The organism is Sphingomicrobium astaxanthinifaciens (assembly GCF_022865105.1).
GTDB lineage: Bacteria > Pseudomonadota > Alphaproteobacteria > Sphingomonadales > Sphingomonadaceae > Sphingomicrobium > Sphingomicrobium astaxanthinifaciens.
In genome coordinates this window covers 21,365-33,288 of the sequence record NZ_JAKNYM010000001.1, presented here as the reverse complement: position 1 = coordinate 33,288, position 11,924 = coordinate 21,365, and the positions used below count along the sequence as shown (strand labels likewise).

The 11,924-nt window shown below is 67.3% G+C and carries 13 protein-coding genes; 10 read left to right on the top strand and 3 right to left on the bottom strand.

Translation table 11 applies throughout. From position 1 onward, the window contains the following. Window positions 1–116: 116 nt before the first annotated feature. Together L8951_RS00160 and L8951_RS00155 are read right to left on the bottom strand one after the other, a co-directional pair. Window positions 117–1,727, bottom strand: a complete 1,611-nt coding sequence (locus tag L8951_RS00160) for a bifunctional GNAT family N-acetyltransferase/carbon-nitrogen hydrolase family protein (RefSeq protein WP_244380951.1) — start codon at window positions 1,725–1,727, stop codon at window positions 117–119. 28 nt (window positions 1,728–1,755) lie between these two features. Further along, a complete protein-coding gene (locus tag L8951_RS00155) occupies window positions 1,756–2,976 on the bottom strand; it encodes an NADP-dependent isocitrate dehydrogenase (protein ID WP_244380950.1) in 1,221 nt (406 codons plus the stop codon). A 136-nt stretch (window positions 2,977–3,112) separates the two neighbouring features. Between L8951_RS00155 and L8951_RS00150 the strand changes: the two genes are divergently transcribed. Both L8951_RS00150 and L8951_RS00145 read left to right on the top strand, forming a co-directional pair. Next, window positions 3,113–3,856, top strand: coding sequence for a phosphatidylserine decarboxylase (locus tag L8951_RS00150; RefSeq protein ID WP_244380949.1), 744 nt, complete (start codon window positions 3,113–3,115; stop codon window positions 3,854–3,856). Continuing rightward, window positions 3,853–4,665, top strand: a complete 813-nt coding sequence (locus L8951_RS00145) for a CDP-alcohol phosphatidyltransferase family protein (protein ID WP_265535921.1) — start codon at window positions 3,853–3,855, stop codon at window positions 4,663–4,665. Before L8951_RS00150 ends, L8951_RS00145 begins: the two co-directional genes overlap by 4 nt. Here the strand turns inward: L8951_RS00145 and L8951_RS00140 are convergent. Then, window positions 4,613–4,819, bottom strand: coding sequence for a hypothetical protein (locus L8951_RS00140; protein ID WP_244380948.1), 207 nt, complete (start codon window positions 4,817–4,819; stop codon window positions 4,613–4,615). The genes L8951_RS00145 and L8951_RS00140 overlap by 53 nt on opposite strands. Before the next feature lie 246 nt (window positions 4,820–5,065). On the opposite strand from L8951_RS00140, the gene rpsB reads away from it, so the two are divergent. The 8 genes from rpsB to rseP all read left to right on the top strand — a co-directional run bounded on the left by rpsB (window position 5,066) and on the right by rseP (window position 11,911). Then, on the top strand, window positions 5,066–5,818 hold the full coding sequence (gene rpsB, locus L8951_RS00135; protein ID WP_244380947.1) for a 30S ribosomal protein S2: 753 nt from the start codon (window positions 5,066–5,068) through the stop codon (window positions 5,816–5,818). Window positions 5,819–5,929: 111 nt separating this feature from the next. Then, entirely contained in the window at window positions 5,930–6,850 is a 921-nt protein-coding gene (tsf, locus tag L8951_RS00130) for a translation elongation factor Ts (protein WP_244380946.1), read from the top strand. A 136-nt stretch (window positions 6,851–6,986) separates the two neighbouring features. Beyond that, window positions 6,987–7,709 (top strand): UMP kinase, encoded by a 723-nt coding sequence (pyrH, locus tag L8951_RS00125; protein WP_244380945.1) that lies wholly within the window; start codon window positions 6,987–6,989, stop codon window positions 7,707–7,709. Between the two features lie 3 nt (window positions 7,710–7,712). After that, complete coding sequence (frr, locus tag L8951_RS00120; RefSeq protein WP_244380944.1) at window positions 7,713–8,270, top strand: ribosome recycling factor; 558 nt, start codon at window positions 7,713–7,715, stop codon at window positions 8,268–8,270. Between the two features lie 74 nt (window positions 8,271–8,344). Further along, complete coding sequence (uppS, locus tag L8951_RS00115) at window positions 8,345–9,013, top strand: polyprenyl diphosphate synthase (protein WP_244381660.1); 669 nt, start codon at window positions 8,345–8,347, stop codon at window positions 9,011–9,013. Then, a complete protein-coding gene (locus L8951_RS00110; RefSeq protein ID WP_244380943.1) occupies window positions 9,010–9,642 on the top strand; it encodes a phosphatidate cytidylyltransferase in 633 nt (210 codons plus the stop codon). The genes uppS and L8951_RS00110 overlap by 4 nt, the downstream gene beginning before the upstream one ends. Continuing rightward, window positions 9,639–10,796 carry a 1-deoxy-D-xylulose-5-phosphate reductoisomerase gene (locus L8951_RS00105; RefSeq protein WP_244380942.1) on the top strand — a complete coding sequence of 386 codons (1,158 nt, stop codon included), beginning with the start codon at window positions 9,639–9,641 and terminating at the stop codon, window positions 10,794–10,796. Before L8951_RS00110 ends, L8951_RS00105 begins: the two co-directional genes overlap by 4 nt. Continuing rightward, window positions 10,793–11,911 carry an RIP metalloprotease RseP gene (gene rseP / locus L8951_RS00100; protein WP_244380941.1) on the top strand — a complete coding sequence of 373 codons (1,119 nt, stop codon included), beginning with the start codon at window positions 10,793–10,795 and terminating at the stop codon, window positions 11,909–11,911. Before L8951_RS00105 ends, rseP begins: the two co-directional genes overlap by 4 nt. The last annotated feature ends 13 nt before the right edge of the window (window positions 11,912–11,924 follow it).

The window sequence follows — 11,924 nt, the reverse complement described above, 5'->3', positions numbered from 1 at the left end:
AGCGATGCGGGGGGAGGGGGGGTATTGTCCACTTTGTCCACTTGCGGAACTTCAGGTCGCTCGAGGGGGCTTTGCGCGCCGAGTGTGACAGCGCAAATCCTATTGTTCCAGCGCGATCAGCCGCCCCCCGCCTTGCCGGTGCCGATCGGTTCGGCGCGCGGCCGCTCGGGCGGGTGGCTGTGCTGGGTATCCCACTTGATGTCGTAGAGGTCGAAGCGGCGGTCGGCGAGGTTGCGCACCGTACCCTCCGCGCGCGCCCACGACAGGTCGGCGAGGTTGACGTCGCTGATCGTCAGCGTCTCGACATTCTCGGTCGCTTCGGCCGCAATGCCGTCGCGCGCGAAGGGGAAATCGCAGGGGGTGAGGATGCACGACTGCGCATATTGGATGTCCATGTTGTGGACGTTGGGCAGGTTGCCGACATTGCCCGACAGCACGACGAAGCACTGGTTCTCGATGGCGCGCGCCTGCGCGCAATAGCGCACGCGCAGGTAGCCCTGGCGGCTGTCGGTGCAGAAGGGCACGAAGATGATGCGCGCGCCTTCATCGACGAGGCGGCGGGCGAGTTCGGGAAACTCGCTGTCGTAGCAGATGAGCACCCCGATCGGCCCGCAGTCGGTGGGGATGGTGTCGATGCTGTCGCCGCCCTTGATGTTCCACCAGTAGCGCTCGTTGGGGGTGGGGTGGATCTTTTCCTGTTCGTGCACCGCGCCGTCGCGCAGGCAGACGAAGGCGACGTTCTGGATGTCGCCGTCGGCGGTGCGGGTGGGGTGCGAGCCGCCGATGATGTTGATGTTGTAGCGCATCGCCATGTCGGTCAGCGCCTCGCGGATGCGAGGGGTATACTCGCTGAGCTTCTCAATGGCGTCCTTGGGGCTCAGTTCCTTTTCCTCCGGGCTCAGGAGCATCAGCGTGAAGAGCTCGGGAAAGAGGACGAAATCGGCCTCGTAGTCGGAGGCGACCTCGGTGAAATAGCGGATATTGTCGATGAACTCGTCGAAATCCTTCACCGCGCGCGCCTGCAGCTGGCAGGTGGCGATGCGCACGCTCTCGACCCCGCGCGGCAGGCGGAATTTCTTGGGCTCGTCGCGATCGACATAGGGGTTGCGCCAGACCATGTGGACCGCGTGCCCCATCGAGGCGCTGTCTTCGCGCAGGTACGCCTTGAGGATGCCGATCGGTTCGAAGCCGTTGGCAAGCTGGAAGCGGATGACCGGGTCCATGATCTCGCCCGCGACGACCTTGTCGAGATAGTCCTGCGGGCCGGTCACCTTCTTGCGGTTGCGGCGATAGCGGGGGATGCGCCCACCGAAGGCGATGCCCGAGAGTTCGAGCTCCTCGGCAAGCTTGCGGCGTTCCTCGTAGAGGCGGCGGCCGATGCGGGTGCCGCGCGCCTTGCTGTCGACCACCATCTCGTAGCCGTAGAGCCAGTCGCCGGTGGGGTCGTGGCGCGCGCCATAGCCGCCGCCGGTGATCTCGCGCCAGGTGTGGTGACCGAGCGCCAAGCGTTCGGACAGGCGCATCGAGGCGCAATAGCCGACGATCTTGTCGTCGAGCACGGCGACGAAGCAGCCGCGCGGGAAATTGTTGATCTGCCCGCGGATCTCGCTCGTCGTATAGGGGACGAAATCCTTGTAGGCGCGGGCGGCGAGATCGACGATGCCGGGAATGTCCGCGAGGCGGGCCTCGCGGACATTCAACCGGGCTTTGGCTTTCTGGCTGGGCATCAGCCTTGGCTTACGCCCGAACTCGCCTTTAGCTCCAGCTTTTCATGCGTTCTTCGAAATTCTGCACGATCGCCTCGAAGAACTGCTCGGTGGTCATCCAGCTCTGGTCGGGGCCGATGAGGATGGCGAGGTCCTTGGTCATCTGGCCGCCCTCGACGGTCTTGATGATGACGTCCTCGAGCGTCTGGGCGAAGCGCACGACATCGGGGGTGTCGTCGAACTTGCCGCGATACATGAGGCCGCGGGTCCAGGCGAAGATCGAGGCGATCGGGTTGGTCGAGGTGGCGCGACCTTCCTGGTGCTGGCGATAGTGGCGGGTGACGGTGCCGTGCGCGGCCTCGGCCTCGACGGTCTTGCCGTCGGGGGTCATCAGCACGCTGGTCATGAGGCCGAGCGAGCCGAACCCCTGCGCGACCGTGTCCGACTGGACGTCGCCGTCATAGTTCTTGCAGGCCCAGATGAACTTGCCGTTCCACTTGAGCGCCGAGGCGACCATGTCGTCGATCAGGCGGTGCTGATATTCGATCCCGGCTTCGGCGAACTTGTCGGCGAATTCGTTGTCGAACACTTCCTGGAACAGGTCCTTGAAGCGGCCGTCATAGGCCTTGAGGATGGTGTTCTTGGTCGACAGGTAGACCGGCCAGCCGCGGTCGAGCCCGTAGTTCATGCAGGCGCGCGCGAAGTCGCGGATGCTGTCGTCATGGTTGTACATGCCCATGGCGACGCCCGAGGACGGGAACTGGTGGACTTCCTGCTCGATGACCTCGCCGTCCTCGCCGACGAACTTCATGGTGAGCGTACCGGGGCCCGGGACGAGGAAGTCGGTGGCGCGATACTGGTCGCCGAAGGCGTGACGGCCCACCACGATGGGATCGGTCCAGCCCGGGACGAGGCGCGGGACATTATCGATGACGATGGGTTCGCGGAAGACGACGCCGCCGAGGATGTTGCGGATGGTGCCGTTGGGCGAGCGCCACATCTTCTTGAGGCCGAATTCCTCGACGCGCTGCTCGTCGGGGGTGATGGTCGCGCACTTCACGCCGACGCCATATTTCTTGATGGCGTTGGCGGCATCGACGGTGATCTGGTCTTCGGTCTCGTCGCGCTTGGTCACCGACAGGTCGTAATATTTGAGGTCGATGTCGAGATAGGGAAGGATCAGCCGTTCGCGGATCCACTTCCAGATGATTTGGGTCATTTCATCGCCATCGAGCTCGACGACGGGGTTCTTGACCTTGATCTTCTGCATGGGAGCTCCTGTTGGATGTGCGGGTAGGATTTGGCGCTGGCTCTAAGGCGCTCGGCCCCAATAGGCAACCGCGCCCGCGGTTCAGGCATTGATGACGGGATTGTTTCGGTGAGGAATCGGCCCTAGGGGAGCCTGCATGGCACAAATCGAAAATCCCGACAGCCAGCTGACCGCGGTCAAGTGGCGCTTTCCCGAAGTGCACCCCGAGGGACGCAAGTTCGTCTTCATCGCGGGCGCGGTCACGCTGCTCCTGTTCCTGTTCGATGGCTGGGTGTGGGACGTGCTCGCCTGGCTGTTCGTCGGGCTGACCGTGTGGGTCGCGGCCTTCTTCCGCGACCCGGTGCGCGTCGCGCCGACCGACCCCGCGCTGGTGATTGCCCCCGCCGACGGGCTGGTGACGATGATCAAGCAGGGACCGCCGCCGCCCGAGCTGACGGGCGAGGGGCTGCTCGAGGCGGGAGACTACACCCGGGTGTCGATCTTCATGAGCGTGTTCGACGTCCACATCAATCGCGCCCCCATCGCCGGGCGGATCGCTAAGATCGCCTATGTGCGGGGCAAGTTCCTCAACGCCGATCTCGACAAGGCGAGCGAGGATAACGAGCGCAACCACATCCTCGTCGCGCGCGACGACGGGGTCAAGATCGGCTTTACCCAGATCGCCGGGCTCGTCGCGCGGCGCATCCTCACCCATGTCGAGGAGGGCGACATCGTCGACAAGGGCGAGCGTGTCGGGCTGATCCGCTTCGGCAGCCGCGTCGATGTCTACCTGCCCGCGGGCACGGGGCCGAACGTGCTGCTCGGCCAGCGCACCATCGCGGGCGAGACCGTGCTCGGGCGGCTCGGCAGCGATCCGGCACTCGAGGGTCGCGCGCAGTGAGCGGCGAACCCGTGACCGCCCGCCACGGCGGGCTCCCCTTCCGCGCGCTCGCCCCCAATGCGATCACCGCGATGGCGCTGTGCTTCGGGTTGACCGGGGTGCGCTATGCGATCAGCGCGGCGGGCGCGGGGCCGATCGCGCATTGGGAGATCGCGCTCGCCTGCATCATCATCGCCGGGGTGCTCGACGGGATGGACGGGCGGATCGCCCGGCTGCTGCGCGCGCAGAGCAAGTTCGGCGCCGAACTCGACAGCCTGTCCGACAATATCGCCTTCGGGGTCGCGCCCGCGCTGATCCTGTTCCTGTGGAGCCTGCAATATGCGCCGCGCTTCGGCTGGATCGCCGCGCTCGCGCTGGCGGTCTGCTGCGCGCTGCGGCTGGCGCGCTTCAACGCGCGGATCGACGCCGACGAGCAGCCGCACAAGTCGGCGGGCTTCCTCACCGGGGTGCCCGCGCCCGCGGGGGCGGGGCTCGCCTTCGTGCCGATCTACCTGTGGCTGGTCAGCGGGCAGGAAATCTTTCGCGACTGGGTGGTGGTGATGCCCTGGGCGCTGTTCATCGCCATGCTGATGATCTCCAACGTGGCGACCTACAGCTGGTCCTCGCTGCGCCTCAAGCCGAGCTATCGGATCGTCGCGCTGGCTGGGGTCGGGCTGCTCGCCGCGGCGCTGATCACCAACCCGTGGTTCACGCTGCTCGTGATCTGCGCGGGCTACCTGCTGCTGGTGCCCTTCAGCATCGCCAGCTACGCGCGGGTCAAGCGGCGGCGGCGAGCGACGAGCGCGGGCGCCGCGGACGCTGCCAGCTGATCGTCACGACGCGCGCGGGGGGCAGCGCGACCGGGTCGGGCCGGCTGTGCCCCGACAAGGCGGCGACGATCTTGCCGCCGTCGGTGGCGGCGACATGGCGCACGCCCGCCGCGAAGGCGGCGAGGAGGGCGGCGAAGAAAAGTCCGACGATCATGGCGTTTCCCCTGTTGCTCGGCGCGCTGTTCTCGCTCCGTTCTCGTGCCTAGATCACCTTTTGTTCCGGCCAAGTCAATACCCTTTGGCCCCTTTTTGTTCTCGCGCCGCGCGGGGCCGCGCCTAGGGGGTTGATCGGGGACGCTTTTTCGCCTAGTCCGCGCCCCATCTCGCAGGTGGGACCACCATACCGGTGCTCGCAAGAGTGACAGGACCCACCGAGGCACAACCGGATAGGAGAAGAGATATGACGGCCCCCGTCGTCACCATGCAGCAGTTGCTTGAAGCCGGATCGCACTTCGGCCACCAGACCCACCGTTGGAACCCGCGCATGAAGCCGTACATCTTCGGCGCGCGCAACGGCGTCCACATCATCGACCTGTCGCAGAGCGTCCCGCTGTTCGCGCGCGCGCTCGACTTCGTCAAGGCGACCACCGAGCGTGGCGGCAAGGTGCTGTTCGTCGGCACCAAGCGGCAGGCCTCGGAGCCGATCGCCGAAGCCGCCGCCGCGTGCGGCCAGCACTATGTCAACCACCGCTGGCTCGGCGGCATGCTGACCAACTGGAAGACCATCTCCAACTCGATCAAGCGCTTCAAGAGCCTCGAGGAAAAGCTGTCGGGCGACACCGCCGGGCTGACCAAGAAGGAAGTCCTCCAGCTCACCCGCGAGCGCGACAAGCTCGAGAAGAGCCTCGGCGGCATCCGCGACATGGGCGGGCTGCCCGACGTGATGTTCGTGGTCGACACCAACAAGGAAGACCTCGCCATCAAGGAAGCCAACGTGCTCGGCATCCCGGTGATCGCGATCCTCGATAGCAACTCGGACCCGAGCGGCATCGCCTTCCCGGTTCCGGGCAACGATGACGCCAGCCGCGCCATCCGTCTCTACTGCGACGCCGTCGCGGCCGCCGCCAATGCGGGCCGCGGCGAAGAGGTCGCCAACAGCGGCGTCGACGTCGGCGCGATGGAAAATCCGCCGGTCGAGAACGCGACCGCGTAACGATTTCGTCGCTGGCGCGCGCTGCGTGCGCCGGCGGCCGACACAACTCGGGGGAGGGGCCGGCATCGCCGATCCTTCCCCCTTGCTTCAGCTACTGAAAGGACGTTTCCCATGGCCGTTACCGCCGCCCAGGTGAAAGAACTTCGCGACCGCACCAACGCGGGCATGATGGACTGCAAGAAGGCGCTCGCCGAGACCGATGGCGACATGGAAGCCGCGGTCGACTGGCTGCGCACCAAGGGTCTTGCCGCCGCCGCCAAGAAGTCGGGACGCACCGCCGCCGAGGGCCTCGTCGGCGTCGCCGTCGACGGCACCAAGGGGGCGGTCATCGAGGTCAACTCGGAAACCGACTTCGTCGCCAAGAACGACACCTTCCAGGCCTTCGTCAAGGACGTCGCCGTCCTCGCGCTCGACGCCGATGGCGACATCGAGAAGGTCAAGGGCATGAGCTACCCGGGTGGTGGCACCGTCGAGGAAAAGCTGACCAGCAACATCGCCACCATCGGCGAGAACCAGTCGCTGCGTCGCACCGCCTCGGTCTCGGTCCCGCAGGGCGCCGTCGTCAGCTATGTCCATAACGCTGCCGCGCCGGGTCTGGGCAAGATCGGCGTGCTGGTCGCGCTCGAGAGCGCTGCCGACACCGCCACGCTCGAAGCGCTGGGCAAGCAGATCGCGATGCACATCGCGGCGGCCAACCCGCTGGCGCTGACCGCCGAGGATCTCGACCCCGAGATGATCGCGCGCGAACGCGAGATCGCCAAGGCCAAGGCGATGGAAAGCGGCAAGCCCGAGAATATCGCCGAGAAGATGGTCGAGGGCTCGATCAAGAAGTTCGCCAAGGAAAACGCGCTCCTGTCGCAGCTGTTCGTGATGGACAACAAGACCCCGGTCGCCGACGTGGTCGCGAGCGCGGGCAAGGAAGCGGGCAGCGAGATCAAGCTCGTCGCTTTCGAGCGCTTCCAGCTCGGCGAGGGCATCGAGAAGGAAGAATCGGACTTCGCCGCCGAAGTGGCCGCGGCCGCCGGCGCCTGAGCCGTTCGTTTTCGATGACCAGTCAAAGGGCGGGAGGCTCCGGCTTCCCGCCCTTTTTGATGCCCGCAAAAGACTTGGCTTGGGCTGCCCGGCCCCTTAAGAGCCTTCCCCAACACGCGCCGCGAGAGGAGCCTTCATGTCCCGCCCCAAATTCAACCGCATTCTGCTCAAGCTGTCGGGCGAGGTGCTGATGGGGAAGGGGCAGTTCGGGATCGATCCCGCGACCACCGGCCGCGTCGCGGGCGAGATCAAGCGGGCGCGCGAACAGGGCTACGAGCTGTGCATCGTGGTCGGCGGGGGCAATATCTTTCGCGGGATCGCGGGCGCCGCGCAGGGGATCGATCGCGCCAGCGCCGATTACATGGGGATGCTGGCGACGGTGATGAACGCGCTCGCCATGCAGAACGCGCTCGAGCAGGTCGGGGTCGACACGCGGGTCCAGTCGGCGATCCCGATGGCCTCCGTGTGCGAACCCTATATCCGCCGCCGCGCGGTGCGCCACATGGAAAAGGGCCGGGTGGTGATCTTCGCCGCCGGCACCGGCAGCCCCTTCTTCACCACCGACACCACCGCCGCGCTGCGCGCTGCCGAGATGAACTGCGATGCATTGTTCAAGGGCACCAGCGTCGATGGCGTCTACGATGCCGATCCCAAGAAGGTCGAGGGCGCGAGCCGCTACGACAGCCTCAGCTTCAACCGCGTCCTCGCCGACAACCTGCGGGTGATGGACGCCAGCGCGGTGGCGCTGTGCCGCGACAATGACATTCCGATCGTCGTCTTCAACATCCGCGACGAGGGCAACCTGACCAAGGTGCTCGATGGCGGCGGGACCGCGACGATCGTCAAGAACGAGGAGTAGAACATGGCACAATATGACAAGGGCGACCTGACGCGCCGCATGCAGGGCGCGGTCGACAATCTCAGGAGCGACCTGTCGGGGCTGCGCACCGGGCGCGCCTCGACCGCGCTGCTCGATCCGGTGCAGGTCGAGGTCTATGGCGCCAACATGCCCTTGAACCAGGTCGCGACCGTCTCGGTCCCCGAGCCGCGCCTCATCTCGGTGCAGGTGTGGGACAAGTCGAACATCGGCAATGTCGAGAAGGCGATCCGCGCGGCGGGCCTCGGCGTCAATCCGGTGGTCGACGGGCAGCTCATCCGGCTGCCGCTCCCCGACCTCACCGAGGAGCGCCGCAAGGAGCTCGCCAAGCTGGTCGGCCAATATGCCGAGAAGGCCAAAATCGCGGTGCGTAACGTGCGCCGTGACGGGATGGACGCCCTGAAGGCCGACGAAAAGGGCGGCGAGTTCGGCGAGGACGAGCGCAAGCGCCACGAGACCGAGGTGCAGAAGCTGACCGACGACAAGATCGCCGAGATCGACAAGGTCGCCGCCGACAAGGAAGCGGAAATCCTCAAGCAGTGAGCGAGGCGATCGCCCCCGATGCTGCCGCCACCGCTCGCGGGGGCGGCGCCGTGCCGCGCCATGTCGCCATCATCATGGACGGCAACGGGCGCTGGGCGAAGAAGCGGGGGCTGCCCCGCGTCGCCGGTCACCGCGAGGGCGCCGAGGCGGTGCGGCGCACCCTCAAGGCGGCGGTGGTCGCGGGGGTCGAGTGCCTGACGCTCTATGCCTTCTCCTCGGAGAATTGGCGACGCAGCGAGGAAGAGGTCACCGACCTCAAGGGGTTGATGCGCTTCTACCTCGAGCGCGAGCTCGACGAGCTGGCGCGCGAGGGGGTGAAGCTGCGCTTCATCGGCGAGCCGAGCGCCTTCGGGCCCGAGCTGTGGGAGCGGCTCCAGCTCGCCGCCGCGAAGACCGCCGACAATGACAAGCTGACGCTCAACGTGGCGCTCAACTATGGCAGCCAGCAGGAAATCGCGCGCGCCGCGCAGATCCTCGCGCAGGAGGCGGTCGACGGGGTGATCGACTCGGCGGCGATCGATGTCGCGGCGGTGGAGAAGGTGCTGCAGACGGCCGAGTTGCCGCCGCTCGACCTGCTCGTGCGCACCTCGGGCGAGATGCGGCTGTCCAACTTCCTGCTGTGGCAGGCAGCCTATGCCGAGCTGGTGTTCCTCGACCTCCTGTGGCCCGATTTCGATGCCGACGCCTTCAACGGCGCGCTCGACCAGTTCGCCGGGCGCCAACGCCGGTTCGGCGGGCGATGAACGAGCTGGTGGTCCGCACCATCGCCGGGGTGGCGATGATCCTGATCACGCTCGGGGTGGCGTGGGTCGGGGGCATGCCCTTCGCGCTGCTGGTCGCGGCGGCGGCGACGGCGGTCTATTGGGAATGGTCGCGGATCGTGACCGGCTGGTCCGTCGGCTGGAAGATCGGCGGGTTCTTCTATTGCCTCATTCCCGCGCTCGCGCTGCTGCTGATCCGCGAGCAGTCGGGGATCGGGCTCGCGCTGCTGATCTGGGTGTTTATCGTCACCTGGGCCACCGACATCGGCGGCTATGCCTTCGGCAAGACGATGGGGCGGACCAAGCTGGCGCCGGCGATCAGCCCCAACAAGACGTGGGAAGGACTGCTCGGCGGCATGCTGGCCGCAGGCCTGCTCGGCGGCCTGTGGGCCTGGTCGCAGGGGCTGGCATCGCTCCTTTACTGGCTCGGCCCGCCGATGGCGGTGGCGGCGCAGGCAGGCGACCTGTTCGAAAGCGCGATGAAGCGGCGCGCCGGGGTCAAGGACAGCGGCACGCTGCTGCCGGGGCACGGCGGGGTGTTCGACCGGCTCGACGGATTGCTGGTGGTGGCGACACTGACCGGCGTTGCCGTGTATATGGGGTGGTTGTGACCAAACGCATCGCGATTCTCGGCGCCACCGGGTCGGTCGGCTCCTCCACGCTCGACCTCGTCGAGGCCGCCCCCGACCGCTTCGACGTGGTCGCGGTGACCGCGGCGTCCAATGTCGAGCAGTTGGCGGCCATCGCGCGGCGCACCGGGGCCGCGCGCGCGGTCATCGCCGACCCGGCGCTCCGGCCCGCGCTGGCGCAGGCGCTCGAGGGCAGCGACTGCCGACCCGAGGCGGGCGAGGACGCATTGTGCGAGGCGGCGCGCGAGGCCGACCTGGTGATCGCCGCGATCGTCGGCACCGCGGGGCTGAAGCCGGTGATGGCGGCGCTCGAGGCCGGGGTCACGGTGGGGCTCGCGAACAAGGAAAGCCTCGTCAGCGCGGGCGAACTGATGATGCGCGCGGCGCGCCGCGCCAACGCCACCATCCTGCCCGTCGACAGCGAACACAATGCGATTTTCCAATGTCTTGGCGATGGTCGCTGTGACCATGTCGAGCGGCTAATCCTGACCGCCAGCGGGGGGCCGTTCCGCACCTTGTCGGCAGCCGAAATGGCGGTGAAGACGCCGGCGCAGGCGGTCGCGCATCCCAACTGGTCGATGGGCGCCAAGATCAGCGTCGACAGCGCGACGATGATGAACAAGGGGCTCGAGCTGATCGAGGCGCACCACCTGTTCGGGCTGCCGAGCGAGCGGATCGACATCGTCGTCCACCCGCAGTCGGTGGTGCACAGCTGCGTCGAATATCAGGACGGCTCGATCCTCGCGCAGATGGGGCCTTCCGACATGCGCGTGCCGATCGCGCATTGCCTCGCGTGGCCCGAGCGGATGGAAACGGCGATCGAGCGGCTCGACCTGCCGACGATCGCGCGGCTCGATTTCGAGGCGCCCGATCCCGAGCGGTTCCCGGCGCTGCGCCTTGCCCGCGCGGCGCTCGAGGCGGGGGGCAGCGCGCCGGCGCGGCTCAACGCGGCCAACGAGGTCGCGGTCGCCGCCTTCCTCGACGAGCGCATCGGCTTTGCCGACATCGCCGCGACCGTCGAGGCGGTGCTCGCGGCGAGCGACCCGGGGGCGCCGCAATCGATCGAGCAGCTGCTCGAGATCGACGCCGCGACGCGGGCGATGACGCGCGAGCGCGTGGCGAGGCTGGCGGCATGATGGAGCAGCCCTCCCTGCTGTTCATCCTCGTCGCCTTCGTCGCGGTGCTCGGCCCGCTCGTCTTCTTCCACGAGCTCGGCCATTATGGCGTGGCGCGACTGTTCGGGATCAAGGCCGAGGCCTTCTCGATCGGTTTCGGCCGCGAGATCGTCGGCTGGAACGACCGGCGCGGCACGCGCTGGAAGGTCGGCTGGCTGCCGCTGGGCGGCTATGTCAAGTTTGCGGGCGATGCCGATGCGGCGAGCCGCCCCGAGCGGGGCGACACCGACCCCGATCATTTCCACAACCGCCCGGTGTGGCAGCGCTTCCTTGTCGTGCTCGCCGGGCCGATGGCCAATTTCCTTATCGCGATCCTCATCTTCGCGGCCTTCTTCGCCACCATCGGCACGCTGCAGCCGGCGCCCGCGGTGGTCGGCGGGGTCGAGCCCGACACGCCGGCGGCGAGCGTGGGGCTCGAGGAAGGCGACCGCATCCTGTCGATCGACGGGCGCGAGACGGTCGACTTCAACGCGATCACGCGCACCGTCATCCTGCGCCCCGGCGCCGAGGTGCCGATCGCCTTCGAGCGCGACGGCGCGGTGTTCGAGCGCACCGTGCGGCTCGACGCGCACATCGAGACCGACGCCTACGGGCAGGAGCATGAGATCGGGCGGCTCGGCATCACGCAGGCGCTCGGCGAACGGCGGACGATGGGGCCGCTCGCGGCGCTGGTGCTCGGGGCCGAGCGGGTCTGGGTGTTGCTGGGCTGGATGGTCGACGGGCTCGGGCAGATCATCTTCGGCACGCTGTCGGTCGAGCAACTGGGCGGGCCGATCAAGATGGCGCAAGTGTCGGGGCAGCAGGCCGCGCTGGGGTGGGAAGCTGCGGTCGGGCTGGCCGCGCTCATCTCGATTAATCTGGGCTTCATCAACCTGTTGCCAATCCCGATGCTCGATGGCGGACACCTGTTGTTCTACGCCATCGAGGCGATCCGCCGGCGTCCGGTAAGCGATGCCGCGCAGGAATGGGCTTTTCGCGGCGGGCTCGCGCTGCTGGCGGCCTTCTTCCTGTTCGTGACGCTCAACGACCTCGCCTCGATCGGGCTGGTCGAGCGGATTGGGCGCTTGATTGGATAGGCCGACTAGGGCA

What these genes read in the sequence shown, in the direction of transcription:
- L8951_RS00140 (WP_244380948.1), bottom strand. Translation starts at nt 4,819, where the DNA reads ATGATCGTCGGACTTTTCTTCGCCGCCCTCCTCGCCGCCTTCGCGGCG.
- rpsB (WP_244380947.1), top strand. Translation starts at nt 5,066, where the DNA reads ATGACGGCCCCCGTCGTCACCATGCAGCAGTTGCTTGAAGCCGGATCG.
- L8951_RS00150 (WP_244380949.1), top strand. Translation starts at nt 3,113, where the DNA reads ATGGCACAAATCGAAAATCCCGACAGCCAGCTGACCGCGGTCAAGTGG.
- uppS (WP_244381660.1), top strand. Translation starts at nt 8,345, where the DNA reads ATGGACGGCAACGGGCGCTGGGCGAAGAAGCGGGGGCTGCCCCGCGTC.
- L8951_RS00160 (WP_244380951.1), bottom strand. Translation starts at nt 1,727, where the DNA reads ATGCCCAGCCAGAAAGCCAAAGCCCGGTTGAATGTCCGCGAGGCCCGC.
- L8951_RS00155 (WP_244380950.1), bottom strand. Translation starts at nt 2,976, where the DNA reads ATGCAGAAGATCAAGGTCAAGAACCCCGTCGTCGAGCTCGATGGCGAT.
- frr (WP_244380944.1), top strand. Translation starts at nt 7,713, where the DNA reads ATGGCACAATATGACAAGGGCGACCTGACGCGCCGCATGCAGGGCGCG.
- tsf (WP_244380946.1), top strand. Translation starts at nt 5,930, where the DNA reads ATGGCCGTTACCGCCGCCCAGGTGAAAGAACTTCGCGACCGCACCAAC.
- L8951_RS00110 (WP_244380943.1), top strand. Translation starts at nt 9,010, where the DNA reads ATGAACGAGCTGGTGGTCCGCACCATCGCCGGGGTGGCGATGATCCTG.
- pyrH (WP_244380945.1), top strand. Translation starts at nt 6,987, where the DNA reads ATGTCCCGCCCCAAATTCAACCGCATTCTGCTCAAGCTGTCGGGCGAG.
- rseP (WP_244380941.1), top strand. Translation starts at nt 10,793, where the DNA reads ATGATGGAGCAGCCCTCCCTGCTGTTCATCCTCGTCGCCTTCGTCGCG.